Origin of the sequence: Streptomyces sp. SCPE 10 (assembly GCF_051980735.1) — a bacterium.
Taxonomy (GTDB): Bacteria; Actinomycetota; Actinomycetes; order Streptomycetales; family Streptomycetaceae; genus Streptomyces; species Streptomyces misionensis.
This window is the reverse complement of sequence record NZ_CP197069.1, coordinates 238,759-259,036: the sequence shown is the minus strand read 5'-3', so window position 1 is coordinate 259,036 and position 20,278 is coordinate 238,759. Positions and strand designations below refer to the sequence as shown.

Genomic DNA, 20,278 nt, shown 5'->3' with positions numbered 1-20,278 from the left:
GATGGTGGTCCCGCCCACCGCGCTCGCCTCGCCCGGCTCGCGGGCCCTGGTGGTGGGCTCGGGCCGGCATGTGCCCGGGTCCGCGCTCCCCGATGTGCCCGCCGTCGACAGGACCGTCGAGGACCTGTCCCGGCTGCTGGTCGAGCGGTGCGGCCTGGCTCCGGAGAACCTGTGGGGCGGCGGGCCGCTGCTCCACCCCCGCGATCCGATCGTGCTCGGCGACGCGCTGACCGAGGTGGCGCAGCAGGCCACCGACGTCCTGCTGATCCACTACGTGGGCCATGGCCTCGTCAGCCCCGGCAACGAGCTGTACCTGGCCACGCAGGCCACGGAGGACCTGGTCGGCGGGCTGGCGTTCAAGGCGCTGCCGTACCAGGCGTTGCGGGAGGCGCTGAGCGGCTGCCGGGCGCGGTCCGTGATCGTGGTGCTGGACTGCTGCTTCGCCGGCCGGGCCCACGGCGCGCTCGGAACGGCGGCGGCGCACGCCTTCGAACTCGCCTCGCTCGGCGGGACGTACGTCCTGGCGTCGTCGTCGGCCGACGAGCAGTCGCTCGCCCCGGAGGGCGACCGGTACACCGCGTTCACCGGAGCGCTCATCGAGCTGTTGCGAGACGGCGACCCCGCGGGCCTGCCGCAGCTGACGACCGAGGACGTCTACCGCCGCCTGTGCCAGGTCCTGCCACGACGCGGTCTGCCCGCACCGCACCGGCACCTCAGCGACCGGGCGGGAGACCTGGTCCTCGCGCCCAACCCGGCGGCCACCGCCCCCTCGACAGCGGCCGAAACCGGCGCGCCCGACGAAGCCGAGCAGGACGGGCAGCCCCCGCCACCCTGCCCGTACCGGGGGCTGCATCCGTTCACCGCCGAGGACTCGCCGTACTTCTTCGGCCGGGAGCGACTCGTCGCCGAGCTGCTGCGGACGATGTCCCAGGCGTCGGACACCGGCGGGCCGATCGCTGTCGTAGGACCGTCCGGGGTGGGCAAGTCCTCGCTGCTGCACGCCGGACTGCTGCCCGCGGTGCAGCACGGCAGGTTACGGATCCCCGGGTCGCAGACCTGGCCCCGGCTGTCCCTCACGCCCGGTGCGGAGCCGCTCGCCTCCCTCGCCCGGCGGCTCGCCCCGATCGCGGGGACGACCCCGGACGAGTGCGCCGCGCGGCTGCGTGAAGACCCGGACCGCCTTCGCGAGCTGGTGCGGCGCGCGCTGCGCGTCGCATCCGGCGGCAGGGATGCGCCGGGCGGGCGGTTGCTGCTCCTCGTCGACCAGTTCGAGGAGCTGTTCACCCTCTGCCCGGACGAGAACGAGCGAGGCGCCTTCATCAAGGCGCTCGGCGCCGCCTGTCGTTCGTCCGACGCCTCCCAGCCCCCGCCCGCCATGGTCGTCATCGGTGTCCGCGCCGACTTCTACGGGCGTTGTCTGACCTATCCGGAACTGGCGGCCGCCTTGCGTGAACGCCAGCTGCCCGTCGTCCCGATGACCCCGGACGAACTGCGCGACGCCATCGAGAAACCCGCCGAGGCCACCGGACTGCGACTGGAAGCCGGGCTGTCGGACACCGTCCTGCGCGACATCGGGTCACGGCAGGATCCGGGTGACGCCACCGCGTTCGGCACCGGCTCCCTGCCCCTGCTGTCCTACGCGCTGCAGCGGACCTGGGCCATCTGCGGCGGCCGCACCCTGACCCTCGCCGGTTACGCCGCCACCGGCGGGGTGTGGAACGCCGTGACCCAGCAGGCGGACACCGTCTACGAGAGTCTGTCCCCGGACGCACGCCGCGCCGCGCGCACACTCCTGCTGCGCATGGTGCACGTCGGCAAGGGCACCGAGGACACCCGTCGCCGCATCTCCCTCGCCGAGCTGCTGGCCAGCCGGCCGCCCGAGGAGGCCGCCGCTCTCGTCTCGGCGCGCGACGCACTGGCGGAAGCGCGCCTGATCACGCTCGACGGCGACCGCGCGGAGATCGCGCACGAGGCACTGCTGCGGGTCTGGCCCCGGCTGCGGCGCTGGATCGACGAGGACCACACCGGCCTGCTCGTGCACCAGCAGCTCGCCGACGCGGCGGACGACTGGCAGGCCGCCGGCCGCGACCGGACACTGCTGTACGGCGGAACGCGGCTGGCCACGGCCCGCCAGTGGTTCGCCGCTCCGCAGCACGAGGCGGCGCTCACTCCGCACGAACGCCGTTTCCTCACCGCGAGCCTCGCCGCGCAACGGCGCCGCAGATGGGGCCTCGCCGGAATCGCCCTGGCGGTGGTGGCCGCACTGCTGGGCGGACTGGTCGCGGTCACGCAGTACCGCACCGCCGCCCACCGCCAGAACCTCATCACCTCCCGCCAGCTGGCCCAGCTCGCGGACCAGCTGCGGGACGGCGATCCGGGCACCGCCCGGCAGCTCGCCCTGGCGGCGTACGGACTCGCCCCCACGAAGGAGGCCCGCAGCAGCCTGCTGGCCTCCTACGTCACCCGCTATCCCGTCACGCTTAAAGGCCACACGGACCGGGTGCTCGACACGGTGTTCCGTCGCGACGGCCGCCTCCTGGCCACCTCCTCCAAGGACCGGACGATCCGCTTGTGGGACGTCGCCGATCCCAACCGGCCCGCACCGCGCGGGGTGCTGCACACGGACGGCACCGCGGCCATCGCCTTCAGCCCCGACGGAAGCCTCCTCGCCGCCCGCACGTGGCGGTCCTTCTCCGTGTGGAACGTGCGCAGCCCCGGCCATCCCGTCGTACGCGCCGTGCGTGGCAGCCCCGCCGACACGGACGCCGTACCCAGGGTGGCGTTCAGCGCCGACGGCCGCACGGTCGCCGCGTCCGGTGCGACCGGCACCGTCCAGCTGTGGGACGTGCGGGATCCGGCGCATCCCGGCGAAACGTCGCTGGCGGTCGGCAAGAACGAGGTCACCGCGGTCGCGTTCAGCCCCGACGGCAAGGTGCTCGCCACCGCCAACGGAGCGACGAGCCGGAGGCGCAACTCGGCCGCCGTCCGGCTGTGGAACGTCACCGCCCCGCACAAGCCCGAACTGCTGGCGATGCGCGATGCCGACTCGGCCCTGAGCCTGGCCTTCAGCCGGCGGGGCGACCTGCTCGCCGCCGGTGGCGCCCTGGGCTCCATCGCGGTGTGGGACGTGCGCGATCCCGGCCATCCGGCGACCAGGGACGTGGAAACCTTCAGCGGAAACGACAACTCGGTCGTCATGTCACTGAGTTTCACCGCGGACGGATCCGGGTTCGCGGCGGCGAACTCGACGGGCACGGTGGACTACTGGGAGATCACCGGCTCCGGCTCCGGCAGCCGGATCGACCTGTTCAACAGCCTGCCGGGCAAAGTGCCGGTGTACGCGGTCGCGAGCAGCCCGGACGGCGCCGTCATCGCGAGCGGCGGGGACAAGGGCATGGTCAGCCTGTGGTCGAAAGCGGTGGCGCAGCCGCTGCCCGGCACCATCAGCAGCCCGGGGTCCGGCGTACCCGGCAAGGCGTTCAGCGAGGACGGCCGGCTGATCGCGGTCAGCGCGGACTACGACTCCGCGGTCGCCGGGAAGACGGCCGCTATCTGGCAGATCTCCGATCCGCACCGCCCTGCACTCGCCGCCGGCCTGCCCCGGCCGTGGACACGGGCGGTGTTCCTCCCGCACGGGCGACTGCTGATCAGCCAGTCGCAGGACTCCTCGTCCCTGGCCCTGTGGGATCTGACCGATCCGCGACACCCCGTGCACTTGTCGACATTCCGGGCCGAAGGCGGGGCGACCGTGACCGGCGACGGACGAACCCTCGTGGCCGGGAACGCCACGGACTCGCAGGCCACCGTCTGGGACATCACCAACCCCCGCCGGCCGAGCCGTTCGGCCACCATCCCGCTGCACGCCACGGGCAAGGACTCCGAGGTCGAGCTCCAGTTCCTGGACCCCACCACCCTGCTGATATACGACGACGGGGGCACCCGGCTCTGGGACCTGCACGACGTGCGACGGCCGTCCCGGGGCGGCGACCCTCTCCAGCACTTCGACGGGGGAATCGCCGGAGTGGCATTCGACCCGCGCACCCGCATGCTGGCCCTGTGGTCCTTCGAGGGGCCGCTGCGGCTGGTGAGCATCAAAGACGTCAGACGGCCCGGGACACCCGCGCAGATCGACGGCCAGACGAACAGCGCGGGATTCCTCGACGACACCACGCTCGCGATCGCCACCAAGAACGACAAGAGCGTCTCCCTGTGGGACGTCGGCAGTCGCGCACGGCCGCAGAAGACCAGCGTGCTCCCCGCCCAGGCCCGCGTCTCGGAACTGGTCGTCAGCCCCGACGGCCGCTTCGTCGCGGCGCACGCCGACATGGTCGACGAGATCCAGCTCTGGGACGTCGGGGACAAGCACGACCCGAACGATCTGGGGACGCTCGCGGGCGTCTCCGCGATGGACGTGCAGTTCAGCCCGGACGCTCGCACGCTGGCGCTGACGGAGACCATCCTGCCGGGAAACCGGCCCGGAGTCCTGCTCATGAGCGACCAGGCCGACGACGTCTACGACCGCATGTGCTCGGCGAACCACCAGGTGATCACCGAACGGCAGTGGCTGAGCACCGTCGGAAGGATCGCCCCGTACCGACGCCCTTGCGGTCACTGACGAAGCCCGTTGCCGGGCGCCGGGTCAGACGGATACCGGCAGCGGCACCGCTGCCGGCCGCGTGGAGGCCGTCGAGCCGTCCACCGATCCACCGGCGGGCTACCGGCGGCCCGTCAGGGACCCCGGCGGGTCCGGCGGTCGGCTCCGCCGCGCCGAACAGCGGCGACGGGCCGGCGCCACGAAACCTTCACACCATGATCCACATCGCTCGGGCAACCCGCGCCGCCGGACCCGCGTCTTGATCGACAACAGACCGACACGCCCCGGTCCTCTCGGCCGGGGCGCATTCACAACGCGCTATACACGATGTGTATACACAGCGTTTATAGAAAGGCATGCATGTACGGCAAGGCTTTCGCTCCCGAGTACCAGGGCGCCCTGACCACCCTGTCCGTGAACTCCTCGCTGACGGACGTGCTGGCGGAAGGCATCGAGAAGCTGCGCGAGGCCGAGCGGTCGGGGCAGTCGGCCGAGGCCGCCCGCTGCGGGCTCGCCGTCGCCGAGGCGTACCGGCGGCTCGGAAAGGTGGGGGAGGCCGACCGGGCCTGGAAGGCGAGCTACCGCACCGCTCGGGAGGCCGGCGACGCCGCGGCGATGGCGTGGGCGCTGTGGAGCGGCGGCACCCTCGCCCGGCAGCGCGGGGCGTTCCCGCTGGCCTGGCGGCTGCTCGGACTCGCGGCCGAACTCGGCGAACGGGCCGGCGACGTCGTCTGCCGAGGCTATTCGCTGGCCGGACTCGCGGAGACCGGCCGCATCCAGGGCGACTACGCGGCGGTCGGCCGGCTGCACGAGCAGCTGCTGGCCGAGGCCCGCAGGCGCGGCGAGGCCCGGCACACGGTGTGGGCGCTGGAGGGCATCGCCCAGATGCACCGCAACACCGGGGACTTCGACCGGGCGTACACGCTGTTCAAGGAGGCGGCGGAGATAGCCGAGCGCGCGGAGGACCGGCGCGGGCACGCATGGGCGCTGCGCGGCCTCGCGGACATCCTCTCGGTGCGCGACAAGGACACCGAGCGCGCGCTGGAGCTGCTGTCCCGTGCGGAGGCCGGCTGTCGCGCGATGAACCTGTCCAGCGCGCTGGCCTACAACCACAAGATGCGCGGCAACGTCCTGTACCGGGCCGAACGCCACGAGGAGGCGCGCCGGATGTACGAGCTGGCGCTGTCGGAGTTCCGCGCGATGAACGAGCCGCGGGGCGAGGCGCTGGCCCGGCTGGGCCTCGCCAAGTCGCTGGCCCGGCTCGGCCGGAGCCGCGACGAGACGGCGGCCGAACTCGCGGACCTGGCAAGCTCGTTGGAGGGCAGCGGCCTCAAGCACGTGCAACGGCTGGTGGAACGTGCCCAGGAGGAGTTCGGACTCGACGCGGAGGTCGTACGGTGACCGCGCTGCAGGCTCCGCCCGCCGCACCCGAACTCCTCGCGCACTGCGCCGGGTTGGTGCGGCCGGCGCTACGCCAGGCGGTGGGTCGGCTGCATCCGTGGCTGGGCGAGATGGCCGCGTACTCCTTCGGCTGGTGCGAGGTGGGCGGTGCGCCCGCCACCGCATCGGGCGGCAAGGGGGTACGGCAGGCACTGGCGGTGCTCGGCGCGCGGGCGGCGGGCGCCGACGAGCATGCCGGGATTCCGGCGGCCGTCGCGGTTGAACTGGTCCACGTCTTCTCGCTGCTGCACGACGACATCATGGACGGCGACGCGACCCGGCGCCGCCGCCCGGCCGTGTGGAAGGCGTACGGCACGGGCCCGGCGGTGCTGGCCGGCGACGCCCTGTTCGCGCTGGCCGTGGAGACCCTCGCCGCCGTGCCGCAGGGCGCCGGTGCCGTACGGCTCCTCTCGGCGGCCCTCGCCGACCTGATGCGCGGGCAGGCCGACGACCTGCTGTTCACCGGCCGGCCGTGCACCGGCCCGGACCGGGTGACGGTCGAGGAGTACCGGTCCATGGCGGAGGCCAAGACCGGTGCCCTGCTGGGCTGTGCCGCCGCCCTGGGCGCCCTGCTCGGCGGCGCGGACGAGGACACCACCAGCGCGCTGGACCGGGCCGGACGGCATCTCGGCATCGCCTTCCAACTGGTCGACGACGTACTCGGAATCTGGGGTGACCCCGCCGTCACGGGCAAGCCCGCGGGCGGCGATCTGCGGGAGCGCAAGAAGACCTACCCCGTGTTGGCCGCCCTCGACTCCCCGGCGGGCCGTGCCCTGCCCGAACTGCTGGACTCGCCGGGGCGTTCCGAGGAGGCCGCCGAGCTGATCGAGGCGGCCGGCGGTCGAACAGCGGCACTGGCCGAGGCCCGCACGCACACGGCCACCGCCCGTGCCCTCCTGTCACGGGCCCCGCTGGCCGCCGGGGCCGCAGGGGACCTGCTCACGGTGCTGGACTTCCTGGTCGGCCGCGAGCTGTAACGCGTCGGCGCGGCTGCACAGCCGGGATCGTCCGCCGCGCCTCCTGCCGGTGCGCGGCCGAAGCAGCCGACGACGCGCACGGTGAGACCGGGAACGCCGGTCCGGCCGTCCGGTCGTCAGCGGCGGTCTCCGGAGGGCCGCCGGCTCTCCGGCGCCCCTGTCCGGGAGGGCCCCCGGCCGCCCCGCACCCTGGGCCGGCATCGCCTCAGCCGTCGGACGAGACGTCGCACGCCGCGCGGTGCGAGGCGCCGCGCGACGATCAGCGCCGTCGTGACGGCCGCCGTCACGGCCAGGGCGAGCAACCAGTTCCGAAGGTAATCCAGAGGCACCACCGAGGAGTTGGCCGGGGCGCCGGGCCGCAGCAGCGGGGGCAGGGCGACGGCGGTGAGCGCCCCCGCCACCAGCAGCGCTCCCCGCACCGGCCCGCGCACACCACCCCGTGCCCCGCGCGCGCCGACACGGGTGAGGGCGAGCCCGGCGAGCAGCACCAGCGGAGCGATCAGCACGTCGTGCACCAGCAGCGCCGCGCCCAGCCAGGCGAGGACGCCGGTCAGGTCGCGTACGTCCAGCAGCAGTGACACACCCGTCCCCATCAGCGCCACCCCCGCCGCACCGGCCAGCACACGCACCGCCGCCGCCCCGGCACCCTTCGACATGTCCCTGGTCACAGCACCTCCAGCCGGCCGACCCACTTGGTCTGGAGCACACCGGGGCGGTTCGGGGCGATGAGCCGGACCGGATAGCCGTGGTCGGGACTCAGCTCCTCGCCGTTCAGCCGCAGGGCCAGCAGGGTCAGCGGGTCGTGCGCGTGGGCGTGTCCCAGCTCGGACACCCGGTAGGCGCCGCGCGGTTGCAGCGACACGACGCGCGCCCGGGCCGGCCGTACGGCGCCGGCCCGCTCCAGCAGGTCCGCCACCCGCACACCGGTCCAGCGGGCCGACTTGCTCCACCCCTCGACGCAGGCGATCGGCAGTTCCACCTCGTGCTGGGGCAGCGCGCGCAGTTCGTCGAGGGTGAGCGTGTACGGGCGCGGCCCGTCGACGGTCAGCCGGTAGGACGGACCGGCGATCCGGCCGACGCCGGCCGCCGCGGCGGTGCGGTTGACCGGCAGGCCCTGCGGTCCGTGGCCGGGGTGCCGGGGAGCGAGCAGATCGGTCCGTCCGAGCGGGGTGAACGACTGGCCGACCGTGGTGAGCGTGACCGCGCCCACGGCCGCCGCGACCGCCGCCAGCAGCGACCGCCGGTCGAGCGCGTCCTCGGCGGGGAGGGCGAGGGTCCCGGGTGAGCGGCGAGCCCAATGCGCCCTGATCTGGGGCGCCTTGACGGCGAGGTGCAGCAGCAGCGCCCCGGTCACCAGCCAGGCCACCGCGTAGTGCACCGGGACGAAGGAGAACGGCCACGGGTACCACTGCGCGGTGTTCAACAGGCCGGTGGCCAGCTCGAAGACGCTTCCCGCCACCAGTACGGCGACCGAGAGCCGTTCCAGCGCGTGCGCCGCCGAACGCACGGGCGGCCAGGCGAACAGCCGCGGGTACACGGTCCACAGCTTGGCCAGGAGCAGCGGTACGGCGGCGATCCCGGACGCCACGTGCAGGCCCTGGGTCAGCCGGTAACCCCATACGGGACGGCTCGGCAGGGCGTCGGCCGCCCACGACGGCGGATGCTGCAGGACATGACTGATCAGGCCGGTCACGAAGCACGTGGCGAAGGCGATGCCGAGCCACCGCCCGATCCTTGTCGCCGTGCGGGCATCGTGCAGCGCGCCGCGGAACACCGGCGGGCGCGGTCGGACGGGGAGCGTTCTCATGCCGACCATCACAGCGCCTGGAACGGCGGCAGGGAATCGCGCAACCCTTACAGGTCGCGAACGTCATCGCGGGTGCCCCGCCGGATGGCCCGACTCGCCCCGGAAGGCTTACGGATCGCTGACGTCACGGCGTCGCACGGCTCGCGGGCGAGCGCGCGGCCTTACGGTCGGGGCATGTTGATCCTGGTCACCGGAGGCGCGGGTTTCATCGGCTCGCACCTCGTGAACGCCCTCACCGGCGCCGGGCACGCGGTGCGCGTGCTCGACGCGCTGCTGCCCGTCGCGCACCCCACGGCCCCGCCGGTCCCCGAAGGCGTGGACTTCCGGCACGGGGACGTGCGTGACGCGGCGGCCGTGCGCGAGGCCCTGCGGGGAGTGGACGCCGTCTGCCACCAGGCGGCGATGGTGGGCCTCGGCAAGGACTTCGGCGACGCCCCCGCCTATGTGGGCTGCAACGACCTCGGTACGGCGGTGCTGCTGGCCGGCATGGCCGAGGCGGGGGTCCGGCGGCTGGTGCTGGCGAGTTCGATGGTCGTCTACGGCGAGGGGCGCTACGCGTGCCCGGTCCACGGCGTCGTACGGCCCGGGCCGCGCCGGGTGGCCGACCTGGACGCGGGACGCTTTGAACCGCCCTGCCCGGAGTGCGGGCAGCCGCTGACTCCGGGCCTGGTGACCGAGGATGCGCCGCTCGATCCGCGCAACGTGTACGCCGCCACCAAGCTCGCGCAGGAGCACCTCGCCGCCGCGTGGGCGCGCGCCACGGGCGGCCGGGCCGCCGTGCTGCGCTACCACAACGTGTACGGGCCCGGGATGCCGCGCGACACCTTCTACGCGGGCGTCGCCTCGCTGTTCCGGTCCGCGCTGGAGCGCGGCGAGGCGCCCCAGGTGTTCGAGGACGGCGGCCAGCGCCGGGACTTCGTCCACGCGGGGGACGTCGCCGGGGCCAACCTCGCGGCGCTGGACGGGCTTGCCGGGCTGCCCCGGGGGAGCGTACGGGCGTACAACGTCGGCAGCGGCGAGCCGCACACGATCGGCGAGATGGCCGCCGCGCTGGCGCAGGCGTACGGCGGGCGCCCGCCCGTCGTCACGGGCCGCTACCGGCTCGGCGACGTCCGCCACATCACCGCGTCCTCGCGCCGGTTGTGCGAGGAACTGGGGTGGCGGCCGCGGGTCGGCTTCGCCGAGGGGATGGCGGGGTTCGCGACGGCCGCGCTGCGAGCCGGCTGACCCGCCCCCGGCAGGGCTCCCGGGTCGCCCGGGACGTGATCGGGCCGGACGCGGGGTCGCCCCGGCCCGATGCGGGACACCCCCGCGACGGCCGCGCTGCGAGCCGGCCGGCCCGCCCCCGGCAGGGCTCCCGGCGGTCGGCCGGTCCGGCGGGCCGCGTCGAAGCGGCAGCCCACGCCCGCACGGTGTCGACCGGGCGCGGGGGCGCGCCGGGGCGTCCTCGAACTTGTCGCGCAGGCGGCGCACATGAACGGTGACGGTCGACAGGTCGCCGAACTCCCGGCCCACACCTCGTGCATCAGCTCCTCGCGGCTCGCCGCCCCGCCCGGATGCCGCAGGAAGTACACCGGCAGATGGAACTCCCCGACGGCCAGCCGAAGTTCGGCACCCTGGCGGGTGGCGTGGCGGGTGGCGTGGCGGGCGTGCGGTCGAGGGCGAGGACGCGGTCCTCGTCGTCGTCCCGCGCCGTCGGCATGATCACGGGGAGCGTGCCCGGTCCAGGTGGCCGCTGACCGCCTCGGGGACGGCGGGGTCGTCGTCCACGACGAGTAGGCGTACGCGCTTCACGCCACCGAGTCTCGCACCGGCCGCGGGCGCCGGTCCGGGCGGCGCCTGACGTCAGCACTCCGTAAGATCACTGAATCCCTTATGTCCTTTTCGTCCTCGTAGGGTGATGAGGGTGATCGAGAACTCCTCCTTTTCACCCGCGCCCGTGGACGTGGTGCTGCCCTGTCTGGACGAGGCCAAGGCCCTGCCCTGGGTGCTCGGCCGGATCCCGGCGGGGTGGCGCGCGATCGTCGTGGACAACGGCTCGACCGACGGCTCGGCGGACCTCGCCCGCACGCTCGGTGCCCAGGTGGTGCACGAGCCGCGCCGCGGGTTCGGCGCGGCCTGCCACGCGGGGCTGACCGCCGCCACCGCGGACGTCGTCTGCTTCTGCGACTGCGACGCCAGCCTCGACCCGGCCCTCCTGCCGGCCGTCGCGGGCCCCGTCCTCGACGGCGCCGCCGACCTCGTCCTCGGCCGCCGCCGGCCCGTCACACGTCGCGCCTGGCCCCTGCACGCCCGCCTGGCCAACCTGGAACTGGCCCGGCTGGTTCACCGCCGCACCGGGCTGCGGCTGCACGACCTCGGCCCGATGCGCGCCGCCCGCCGCACGGCCCTGCTCGCCCTCGACCTGACCGACCGGCGCTCCGGCTACCCGCTGCAGACCGTCGTCCGGGCCGCCGACGCGGGCTGGCGGGTGACGGAGACCGACGTCCCCTACCGTCCGCGCACGGGCCGCTCGAAGGTCACCGGGACCTGGCGCGGCACCTGGCAGGCGGTCCGGGACATGCGCGCCGTGCTCGCCGAACGGCCCGCCGGGCGCCCGGTGTCCGGGACCGCCGCCGGAGCCGGCCGATGAGCGCCCCGCCCCTGGCCACCGTGCTGGTCATCGCCAAGCAGCCCGTGCCCGGCCGGGTCAAGACCCGGCTCACCCCGCCCTACACCCCGCGCGAGGCGGCCGCCCTCGCCGAGGCGGCCCTCGCCGACACCCTGCACACGGTCCTGCGGGTGCCCGCCCGTCGCCGTCTGCTCGTCCTCGACGGCACGCCGGGCCCCTGGCTGCCGCCCGGCTTCGACCTCGCCGCCCAGCCGCCCGGCGGCCTGGACGAGCGGATCGCGGCCGCGTTCGCTCTGTGCGGACGCGGACCGGCGCTCCTGGTCGGCATGGACACCCCTCAACTGACCGCGGAACTCTTCGAGGATGTCGGCCGGGACGGCCACGACGCCTGGTTCGGGCCCGCCGCCGACGGCGGGTTCTGGGCGCTGGGCGTCGCCGAACCGGCCCGCGCCGCCGCCCTCGTACGGGGCGTGCCGATGTCCACCCCCCGCACGGGCGCCGTCCAGCGCCGCCGCCTGGTCGAGGCGGGTCTGAGGGTGAGCGACCTGCCGGTGCTGCGTGACGTGGACACCGCCGCCGACGTCGCCGAGGTCGCCGCCCACTGCCCGGCCGGCTCCCGGTTCGCCGCCGCCGTGGCCGCGCTGACGGGGACCGGCCGGTGAGCGGCGTCCGGGACGGCGCCGAACCCGTCCTCGCCCGGCGGACCACGGGCGGCGCGGGCCGCCGCCCGCCGACCGCGGGCATGGCCCCCGGACGCGACCGGCCCTTCGGCCGGCCGTGGATCGACGACCCCTACGCCCGCGCCCTGCGCACCGGCTGCGGCCCGCTCTACCTGCGCCGGCTGACCTCACCGAACCACCCCGACGACGCCGACGACGCCCTGGGGGAGGGGGACCTGCTACCGCTGGACGTGGAACGCTGGTGCGCCGCCCCCGACGCCGCCGACGCCCGCGTCCTGGACCGCTGCACCGGGCCCGTCCTCGACGTCGGCTGCGGACCGGGACGGCTGGTGGCGGCGCTGGCCGCCCGGGGCGTACGGACGCTCGGCATCGACGTCAGCCCGGACGCGGTGGCCCGCACCCGGCGCGGCGGCGGTTCCGCGCTGCGCCGGTCCGTCTTCGACCGCCTGCCCGGGGAAGGCCGTTGGGGCACCGTGCTGCTGATGGACGGCAACGTCGGCATCGGCGGCGCCCCGGTCGCCCTTCTCGCCCGGCTGCGCGCCGTGGCCGCGCCCGGCAGCCGGCTGCTGGCCGAGGTATCCCCGCACGACGTCGACGAACGCCTCACCGTCCGCGTCGAGGACGCCCACGGCCGGCACGGCCGCCCCTTCTCCTGGGCCCGCCTCGGCGCCACCGCGCTGTGCCGGGCCGCCGGCCCGGCGGGCTGGACCGTGACCGGCCGGTGGACCGCCGGGGACCGCACGTTCCTCGAACTGCGCCGCCGCCCCCACCCCGAACCGCGCACCGCGCCCCGCACGGCCGACGGGAGGCGCGAACTCCTGTGAACGACACCGCCCCCGCGCACCCGCGGCCGTCGGCGGACCGCCCCGCCGCGCACGGCACGACCGCCCGCGTCGCCGCCGTCGTCACCGCGGTCCTGCTCGCCGCGCTCACCGCCGTGGTCGCGGACACCGTCCGGGCGGGCGACGACGTGCACGACGCCGGACGCCTACTCGCCGGATACGCCGTCGCCTGGGCCCTGTTCGCCGCCGCGGCGTGGACCGTGCGCAAGGCGCCGACGCGGGCCGCCACCGCACTGGTCCTGGTAGGCGCCGCCGCCGTGGCCGCGGCCGCGCTCGCCGCGCCGCCCCGCACCAGCACCGACATGTACCGCTACGCCTGGGACGGCCGCGTCCAGGCCGCCGGCATCTCCCCCTACGCCCACCCGCCGGCCGCACCGCAGCTCGCTCGGCTGCGCGACGACTGGCTCTTCCCGGCCGGGACCTCGTGCACGGGCTGGGGACTGACCCGGACGAGCGAGGGTCTGTGCACCCGCATCAACCGCCCCACCGTCCCCACCATCTACCCGCCCGTGGCCGAGGGTTGGTTCGCCGCCGTCCACCTCCTGTCACCCTCCGGAAGCCGCCACAAACCGCTCCAGATCGGTGGGGCCGTCCTGGCGTTCGGCACCACCACCGCCCTGCTCGCCGTGGGACGACGGCGCGGCGACCCGCACCGGGCCCCGGCCCGTGCCGCCCTGTGGGGATGGTGCCCGGCCGTTCCCTTCGAGGCGGTCGACAACGCCCATGTCGACACCCTGGGCGTCCTGCTGACCGTGCTGGCCCTCGGCACGGCCACCGCCGGCACCCGGCGCGGCGGCCTCCTCGGCGCGGCCGTCGCCGTGAAACTGCTGCCTGTGCTGGCGCTGCCCGGCGCCCTGTCCGGGCAGCGCGGTCCGGCCAGGATCGCCCGCACGGTCGCCGCCCTGCTCGCCGTGGTCGCGCTCTCCTACCTGCCCTACGTCGTCGCCTCCGGCGCCGGCGTCCTCGGATATCTGCCCGGCTACCTCCAGGAGGAGGGCTACCAGCCCGGCGACGTGCACCGCTTCGCCCTGCTGCGGCTGCTGCTGCCGGACGCGGCGGCCGAGGCGGCCGCCGTGCTGCTGCTCGTGCTGACGGCCGGGTACGTGTGGTGGCGCGGGGACCCCTTGCGCCCCTGGCGCGGCGCCCTGCTGCTGACCGGCGTCGCCCTGCTGCTGATGTCGCCCGGCTACCCCTGGTACGCGCTGCTCGTCGTCGGCCTCGTCGCCCTCGACGGCCGCTGGGAGTGGCTGGCCGTCCCCCTGGCCGGCACCGTCCTCTACCTCGGCGGCCGGCTGCTGCCCGGCGTCCCCCTCCAGGCGTGGGCGTACGGCACGGCCGCCGGGTGCGTCGCCCTCGGCGCGGTCCTGCGCGACCTTCCGGCACGGCACCGGCACCGGAAGGGGCGCCCACCCGATCCGTACCGGCAGGCACGGCCGTTCTCGGCGTCCCGCGCACCGGTGCCGCCCACTCGGCCGTCCGGCTGAAGGCGCCCGCCCGCGCCCGGGACGGCCGGCCCGCCCGCCACGCCCGTGGCAGCTCGCAACCGCCCGCCGGACCGGACGCGTCGTGCCGGAGGCCGCCCCGAAGAAGGCCTTGCGAGCTGTGTCCCCGGGTCCCTTCCGCCCCGGCTTCCGGCGCAGCTCCTTCTCCCGCGCGCTGCCCGCCCTCGCCCGGGCAGCGCGCGGGGCAGGTCGCCCTCGGGCAGCCCTGCCGAGCGCGAGTCCGCCGCGCCCCTACGCCGGGCAGCCCGCCGGGGGAACCGGTAAAGGGGCGTGGCACCGGACCGCCCACCCGTCGGTGGGTGACGCCTGTCCGACTGTCCGCAGTACAGGCCGAGTTGGGGCGTCGGCAGGCGCCTTCACGTCCCTTGACGCCCTCACCTGTGAGCGCTAACAATGATGCCCATCACGGATCGGAGCCTCATGTCGCAGACCGTTGGCAGCACCGGCCCCCGCAGGGCACCCACCATGGCGGACGTCGCGCAACTCGCGGGTGTGTCGCACCAGACGGTGTCGCGGGTGCTGAGCAACCATCCCAATGTGCGCGAGTCGACCCGGGCGGATGTGCTCAGGGCGATCGGGCAGCTGGGGTACCGGCGGAACTCCTCGGCTCGGGCGCTGGTCACCCGGCGCACGCTCACCCTGGGCGTGGTGGCCTGCAATCCGACGCTCTTCGGCCCGTCCAGCACCCTGTTCGGTCTGGAGGAGGCCGCGCGGGACGAGGGGTACATGGTCTCGGCGGTCACCTTGCGCCGCTACTCGGCCGCCGCCCTCAGGGAGGCGATCGACCACCTCAGCGACTGGGGGGTGGAGGGCATCGTGGTGATAGTCCCGCACCGCGAGGCGGTCACCGCGCTGGCCGAACTGCGGCTTCCCTTCCCGGTGGTGACGGTGGAAGGCGGGCACGATCTGCCGATCCCGGTGGTCTCCGTGGACCAGTGGCTCGGGGCACGGATGGCCACGAGCCATCTGCTGGCCGCCGGCCACCGCACGGTCTGGCACGTCGCGGGGCCGCCGAGCTGGCTGGAGGCGGAGGAACGGGCCAAGGGCTGGCGCTCGGTGCTGGAGGAGGCCGGCGCCGTCGTGCCGCCGCCGATCCAGGGCGACTGGACCCCGTTGTCCGGCTACCGGGCCGGGCAGGAGCTGGCCGGCCGGGTGACCGCGGGAGCGGCGGGCCGCGGCTCCCCGGAGGTGACCGCCGTCTTCGTCGCCAACGACCAGATGGCGCTGGGGGTGTTGCGGGCCCTGCGCGAAGCCGGACTGTCGGTCCCCGGCCAGGTCGCCATCGCGGGGTTCGACGACATCCCCGAGGCCGAGTTCTTCACCCCGCCGCTCACCACCGTCCGGCAGGACTTCGCCGCACTCGGCAAGGCGAGCATCCGGCTGCTGGTCAGCCGGCTGGAGTCCGGCACCACCCAGGGCGACGACGAGCGCGTGGTGATCGAGCCGCGGCTGATCGTCCGCCGCAGCAGCACCCCCTACTGAGGGCGGTCCACGGCCCTCGACACCCTGCGACCCGCCCGGTGGACGCACCGCACCCGCGGGGCGGAAAGCGGGCGTCCGGCGCGGCCGCCCGGCCGTGCCGGCCACGATTGGAGGAGACCTTGACCACCGATCCGCCCGCGGTCACCCTCGGCATCGACTTCGGCACGCTCTCCGGGCGGGCCCTGGTCGTGGCCGTCGAGGACGGCGCGGAACTGGGCAGCGCGGTCCACGAGTACGCCCACGGCGTGGTCGACCGGGAACTGCCCCGCGGGGTCCCGCTGCCGCCCGACTGGGCGCTCCAGATGCCCCAGGACTGGCGTGACGTGCTGCGTCTCGCCGTACCGCGGGCGCTCGCCGACGCCGGAGTGACACCCGATCAAGTCGTGGGCATCGCCACCGACTTCACCGCCTGCACGGTGCTTCCCGCCACCTGGGACGGCACCCCGCTGTGCGAGCTGCCGCAGTACGAGCACCGCCCCCACGCGTACCCCAAGCTGTGGCGCCACCACGCCGCCCAGCCGGAGGCAGACCTCATCGTCGAGCACGCGCAGCGGACCGGGCAGCCGTGGCTGGCCCGCTACGGCGGCAAGATCTCCAGCGAGTGGCAGTACGCCAAGGCGCTGCAGGTGCTGCGGGAGGACCCGGACGTCTACGCCGCCGCCGACCGCTGGATCGAGGCGGCCGACTGGATCGTGTGGCAGCTCACCGGCGCCGAGAGCCGCAACCCGTGCACCGCCGGCTACAAGGGCGTCCGCCAGGACGGCCGCTACCCGGACGAGGCGTTCCTGACCGGGCTGCACCCCGGTTTCGCCGGCTTCACCGCCAAGCTGGAACACCCGCTGACCCCGCTCGGCGCTCCCGCCGGCAGGCTCACCGCCCGGGCCGCCGAACTCACCGGACTGCGCGAGGGCACGGTCGTGGCCGCGGGGAACGTGGACGCACACGTCACCAGCGCCGCCGCCCAGGCCCTCGACCCGGGCCGGATGCTCGCCATCATGGGCACCTCCACCTGCCACATCCTCAACTCCGACGTCCTCGCCGAGGTCCCGGGCATGTGCGGGGTGGTGCGGGACGGGGTGGTGCCGGGGCTGTGGGGGTACGAGGCCGGGCAGAGCGGCGTCGGCGACATCCTGGCGTGGGCCGTGCGCACCGCCGTGCCGGAGGAGTACGCGGCCGAAGCCCGACGGCGGGGGATCGGCGTGCACGAACTGCTGACGGAACGCGCCGCCGCACAACCGGTGGGCGGACACGGACTTCTGGCGCTGGACTGGCACAGCGGGAACCGCTCGGTGCTGGTCGACCACCACCTGTCCGGGCTGATCGTGGGCCTGACCCTCGACACCCGGCCCGAGGACGTCTACCGGGCCCTGGTCGAGGCCACGGCCTTCGGCACCCGCACCATCGTCGACGCGTTCGAGGCGGCGGGCGTCCCGGTGACCGACTTCACGGCGGCCGGCGGGCTGCTGAAGAACCACTTCCTCATGCAGGTCTACAGCGACGTGCTCAACCGCCCCGTCCACGTGCTGGCCTCCGCGCAGGGACCCGCGCTGGGCGCCGCGATCCACGCCGCCGTGGCCGCCGGAGCCTACCCCGACATCCGCACCGCCTCCGCCGCGATGGGCCGCCGGCAGGAGAACGCCTACACCCCGGACCCGGCCCGGGCCGCCGCCTACGACCGCCTGCACGCCGAGTACCGGGCGCTGCACGACCACTTCGGGCGCGGCGGAAACGACGTGATGCACCGGCTGCGCGCGCTGCGCTCGGCCGCCCTGTCCGCCTCCCCGAAATTGTGAGCGCTCACAGAGCCGATGGTGAGCGCTCACCCGCATCCTGCGCCCCTCCCTCTTCCCCGAGAACGCCGAGGTCGCCATGGTCATGAACGCAGAGCATTCGTCCCCGGACGCCGCCACCGCGGTCGCCGCGCTGCGCGAGGAGCTCACCGAGCTCCATCAGGAACTGGTCCGTTACCAGCTCGTGGTGTGGACCGGCGGGAACGTGTCCGGTCGCGTCCCCGGACAGGACCTGTTCGTCATCAAGCCCAGCGGCGTCCCGTACGAGCGGCTGACCCCGCAGTCCATGGTCGTCTGCGACCTGGACGGGCGAGTGGTCGACGGCGGAGGACTCCAGCCGTCCTCCGACACCGCCGCGCACGCCTACGTCTACCGGCACATGCCCGAGGTCAACGGAGTCGTCCACACCCACTCCACGTACGCCTGCGCGTGGGCGGCCCGCGGCGAACCGGTGCCGTGCGTACTGACCGCCATGGCCGACGAGTTCGGCGCCGAGATCCCCGTCGGCCCCTTCGCGATGATCGGCGACGACTCGATCGGCCGCGGCATCGTGGAGACCCTGACCGGGCACCGCTCGCCCGCCGTACTGATGCGCAACCACGGGCCCTTCACCATCGGCGCGAGCCCGCGCGCCGCCGTGAAGGCCGCCGTGATGTGCGAGGACGTCGCCCGCAGCGTGCACATCGCCCATCAGCTCGGCCGGCCGCTGCCGATCGACCCCCAGGCCGTCGACCGGCTCCACGACCGATACCGCAACGTCTACGGCCAGCCCGGCACATCCGCTCAGTGAGGAGCCATCAGACCATGACACCGCCCGCCGCCCCCGAGGTCTGGTTCGTCACCGGCAGCCAGGGGCTCTACGGGGAGGACACCCTCCGCCAGGTCGCCGAGCAGTCCCGGTCCGTCAGCGACCGGCTCGCCGCCGTACCCGGCGCCCCCGTCCGCGTCGTCTGGAAGCCCGTGCTCACCGACTCCGCGGCCATTCTCTCCCTCGTCCTGGAAGCCAACGCCGCCCCGGCCTGCGTCGGCCTCATCGCCTGGATGCACACCTTCTCGCCGGCCAAGATGTGGATCTCCGGCCTCGACATGCTCCGCAAGCCGCTGCTCCACCTGCACACCCAGGCCGACGCCGAACTCCCCTGGGCCACCATCGACATGGACTTCATGAACCTCAACCAGGCCGCCCACGGCGACCGGGAGTTCGGGTACGTCCAGTCGAGGCTGGGCGTGGCCCGCAAGACCGTCGCGGGCCACGTCAGCGACCCGGCGACCGCCCCCCGCGTCCACGCCTGGATGCGCGCCGCCCTCGGGTACGACGCGCTGCGCCGGCTGCGGCTGGCCCGGTTCGGCGACAACATGCGCGACGTCGCCGTCACCGAGGGCGACAAGGTCGAGGCGCAGCTGAGGTTCGGCGTCTCGGTTAACACCTACGGCGTCGCCGATCTGGCCGACGCGGTCGACTCGGTGGCGGACGCGGCCGTCGACACCCTGGTGAGGGAGTACGCCGACAGCTACCGGATGGCCCCCGAACTGGCCGACGGCGGCGGACGGCACGACGCCCTGCGGTACGCCGCCCGCATCGAGCTGGGCCTGCGCGACTTCCTCACCGACGGCGGTTTCGGGGCCTTCACCACCAACTTCGAGGACCTGGGCCGTCTGCGGCAGCTGCCGGGCATCGCGGTGCAGCGACTGATGGCCGACGGGTACGGGTTCGGCGCCGAGGGCGACTGGAAGACCTCCGCGCTGCTGGCGGCCCTCAAGACGGCCGGCGCCGGCCGCCCCGGCGGCACCTCGTTCATGGAGGACTACACCTACAACCTGGTCCCCGGGAAGCAGCTCATCCTCGGCGCCCACATGCTGGAGGTGTGCCCCAGCATCGCCGCGGGCCAGCCCAGCTGCGAGATCCACCCCCTCGGCATCGGCGGGCGCGAGGACCCCGTCCGGCTCGTCTTCGACGCCGAGCCCGGCCCGGCCGCGGTGGTCGGCCTGGTCGACGTCGGCGACCGGTTCCGGCTGGTGGCCAACCGCATCGACGTCGTGCCGCCGCCGGAGCCGCTGCCCCGTCTCCCGGTGGCGAGGGCCGTCTGGCGCCCGGCGCCCGACTTCGGGACCGCGACCGAGGCCTGGCTGACCGCGGGCGGCCCGCACCACACCGTGCTGACCTCGGCGGTGGGCACGGAGGAACTGGCCGACCTCGCGGACATGCTCCGCACGGAGCTGCTGCTCATAGACGAGACCACCCACATACGGCAGTTCGCCAAGGAGATCCGCTGGAACCAGGCGTACTACCGGCTCGCCGGGGGCCTGTGAGCAGGTGACGGCACCTTGCCCGGGGACCGGTCGCGGACCGCGTCACCGGGCGGCGAACGCGCCAACACGGTGAACCGCCCGAGCCGCCACGGGCGGTAAGGGCCGGCGTGGACCGCGCGCGGCTCCCCGGAGCCGCCGCCGCACGGGCCACCGGCCGCCGCCGCGGCCCGGCTCACATACCCCGGTGACGGACGGACCCGCGGTGCCCGCGTGCGACGGCCCGGCCATGGCGCCGGCTCGTAC

Annotated in this window: 14 protein-coding genes; 12 read left to right on the top strand and 2 right to left on the bottom strand. The window is 74.7% G+C overall.

The window, feature by feature from the left end; genetic code table 11:
- The first annotated feature begins 1 nt into the window (after position 1).
- The 3 genes from ACSP97_RS01145 to ACSP97_RS01135 all read left to right on the top strand — a co-directional run bounded on the left by ACSP97_RS01145 (position 2) and on the right by ACSP97_RS01135 (position 7,011).
- Positions 2 to 4,615, top strand: coding sequence for a caspase, EACC1-associated type (locus ACSP97_RS01145; protein ID WP_440556092.1), 4,614 nt, complete (start codon positions 2 to 4; stop codon positions 4,613 to 4,615).
- A gap of 339 nt (positions 4,616 to 4,954) precedes the next feature.
- Positions 4,955 to 5,995, top strand: a complete 1,041-nt coding sequence (locus tag ACSP97_RS01140) for a tetratricopeptide repeat protein (protein ID WP_440556091.1) — start codon at positions 4,955 to 4,957, stop codon at positions 5,993 to 5,995.
- Positions 5,992 to 7,011: a polyprenyl synthetase family protein gene (locus ACSP97_RS01135; protein ID WP_440556090.1), complete on the top strand. Its 1,020-nt coding sequence runs from the start codon at positions 5,992 to 5,994 to the stop codon at positions 7,009 to 7,011. Before ACSP97_RS01140 ends, ACSP97_RS01135 begins: the two co-directional genes overlap by 4 nt.
- 116 nt (positions 7,012 to 7,127) lie before the next feature.
- Here ACSP97_RS01135 and ACSP97_RS01130 read toward each other — a convergent pair whose 3' ends face one another.
- Together ACSP97_RS01130 and ACSP97_RS01125 are read right to left on the bottom strand one after the other, a co-directional pair.
- Positions 7,128 to 7,679, bottom strand: a complete 552-nt coding sequence (locus tag ACSP97_RS01130; protein WP_388312900.1) for a hypothetical protein — start codon at positions 7,677 to 7,679, stop codon at positions 7,128 to 7,130.
- Positions 7,676 to 8,827: a molybdopterin-dependent oxidoreductase gene (locus tag ACSP97_RS01125; protein WP_364726630.1), complete on the bottom strand. Its 1,152-nt coding sequence runs from the start codon at positions 8,825 to 8,827 to the stop codon at positions 7,676 to 7,678. The genes ACSP97_RS01130 and ACSP97_RS01125 overlap by 4 nt, the downstream gene beginning before the upstream one ends.
- Before the next feature lie 165 nt (positions 8,828 to 8,992).
- On the opposite strand from ACSP97_RS01125, the gene ACSP97_RS01120 reads away from it, so the two are divergent.
- The 9 genes from ACSP97_RS01120 to araA all read left to right on the top strand — a co-directional run bounded on the left by ACSP97_RS01120 (position 8,993) and on the right by araA (position 20,035).
- Positions 8,993 to 10,045: an NAD-dependent epimerase/dehydratase family protein gene (locus ACSP97_RS01120; RefSeq protein ID WP_440556089.1), complete on the top strand. Its 1,053-nt coding sequence runs from the start codon at positions 8,993 to 8,995 to the stop codon at positions 10,043 to 10,045.
- Positions 10,046 to 10,718: 673 nt separating this feature from the next.
- Positions 10,719 to 11,450 carry a glycosyltransferase family 2 protein gene (locus ACSP97_RS01115; RefSeq protein WP_382070818.1) on the top strand — a complete coding sequence of 244 codons (732 nt, stop codon included), beginning with the start codon at positions 10,719 to 10,721 and terminating at the stop codon, positions 11,448 to 11,450.
- Positions 11,447 to 12,091, top strand: coding sequence for a TIGR04282 family arsenosugar biosynthesis glycosyltransferase (locus ACSP97_RS01110; protein WP_355327784.1), 645 nt, complete (start codon positions 11,447 to 11,449; stop codon positions 12,089 to 12,091). Before ACSP97_RS01115 ends, ACSP97_RS01110 begins: the two co-directional genes overlap by 4 nt.
- Positions 12,088 to 12,933 (top strand): methyltransferase domain-containing protein, encoded by an 846-nt coding sequence (locus ACSP97_RS01105; RefSeq protein WP_440556088.1) that lies wholly within the window; start codon positions 12,088 to 12,090, stop codon positions 12,931 to 12,933. The genes ACSP97_RS01110 and ACSP97_RS01105 overlap by 4 nt, the downstream gene beginning before the upstream one ends.
- Positions 12,930 to 14,435: a glycosyltransferase 87 family protein gene (locus ACSP97_RS01100; protein WP_440556087.1), complete on the top strand. Its 1,506-nt coding sequence runs from the start codon at positions 12,930 to 12,932 to the stop codon at positions 14,433 to 14,435. Before ACSP97_RS01105 ends, ACSP97_RS01100 begins: the two co-directional genes overlap by 4 nt.
- A 438-nt stretch (positions 14,436 to 14,873) precedes the next feature.
- A complete protein-coding gene (locus ACSP97_RS01095) occupies positions 14,874 to 15,935 on the top strand; it encodes a LacI family DNA-binding transcriptional regulator (RefSeq protein WP_355147413.1) in 1,062 nt (353 codons plus the stop codon).
- Between the two features lie 119 nt (positions 15,936 to 16,054).
- Positions 16,055 to 17,728, top strand: coding sequence for a ribulokinase (gene araB, locus ACSP97_RS01090; protein ID WP_355327790.1), 1,674 nt, complete (start codon positions 16,055 to 16,057; stop codon positions 17,726 to 17,728).
- Between the two features lie 82 nt (positions 17,729 to 17,810).
- Positions 17,811 to 18,515: an L-ribulose-5-phosphate 4-epimerase gene (locus ACSP97_RS01085; protein ID WP_355147417.1), complete on the top strand. Its 705-nt coding sequence runs from the start codon at positions 17,811 to 17,813 to the stop codon at positions 18,513 to 18,515.
- 14 nt (positions 18,516 to 18,529) lie between these two features.
- The gene (gene araA / locus ACSP97_RS01080; RefSeq protein ID WP_355327794.1) at positions 18,530 to 20,035 is read left to right on the top strand and encodes an L-arabinose isomerase; all 1,506 of its coding nucleotides are present in this window, start codon (positions 18,530 to 18,532) and stop codon (positions 20,033 to 20,035) included.
- The last annotated feature ends 243 nt before the right edge of the window (positions 20,036 to 20,278 follow it).

Bases quoted from the DNA above. Each gene is read 5' to 3' on its own strand.
- ACSP97_RS01085 (WP_355147417.1), top strand. From the start codon at position 17,811: ATGAACGCAGAGCATTCGTCCCCGGACGCCGCCACCGCGGTCGCCGCG.
- ACSP97_RS01110 (WP_355327784.1), top strand. From the start codon at position 11,447: ATGAGCGCCCCGCCCCTGGCCACCGTGCTGGTCATCGCCAAGCAGCCC.
- ACSP97_RS01125 (WP_364726630.1), bottom strand. From the start codon at position 8,827: ATGGTCGGCATGAGAACGCTCCCCGTCCGACCGCGCCCGCCGGTGTTC.
- ACSP97_RS01115 (WP_382070818.1), top strand. From the start codon at position 10,719: ATGAGGGTGATCGAGAACTCCTCCTTTTCACCCGCGCCCGTGGACGTG.
- ACSP97_RS01095 (WP_355147413.1), top strand. From the start codon at position 14,874: ATGTCGCAGACCGTTGGCAGCACCGGCCCCCGCAGGGCACCCACCATG.
- ACSP97_RS01120 (WP_440556089.1), top strand. From the start codon at position 8,993: ATGTTGATCCTGGTCACCGGAGGCGCGGGTTTCATCGGCTCGCACCTC.
- araA (WP_355327794.1), top strand. From the start codon at position 18,530: ATGACACCGCCCGCCGCCCCCGAGGTCTGGTTCGTCACCGGCAGCCAG.
- ACSP97_RS01145 (WP_440556092.1), top strand. From the start codon at position 2: ATGGTGGTCCCGCCCACCGCGCTCGCCTCGCCCGGCTCGCGGGCCCTG.
- ACSP97_RS01140 (WP_440556091.1), top strand. From the start codon at position 4,955: ATGTACGGCAAGGCTTTCGCTCCCGAGTACCAGGGCGCCCTGACCACC.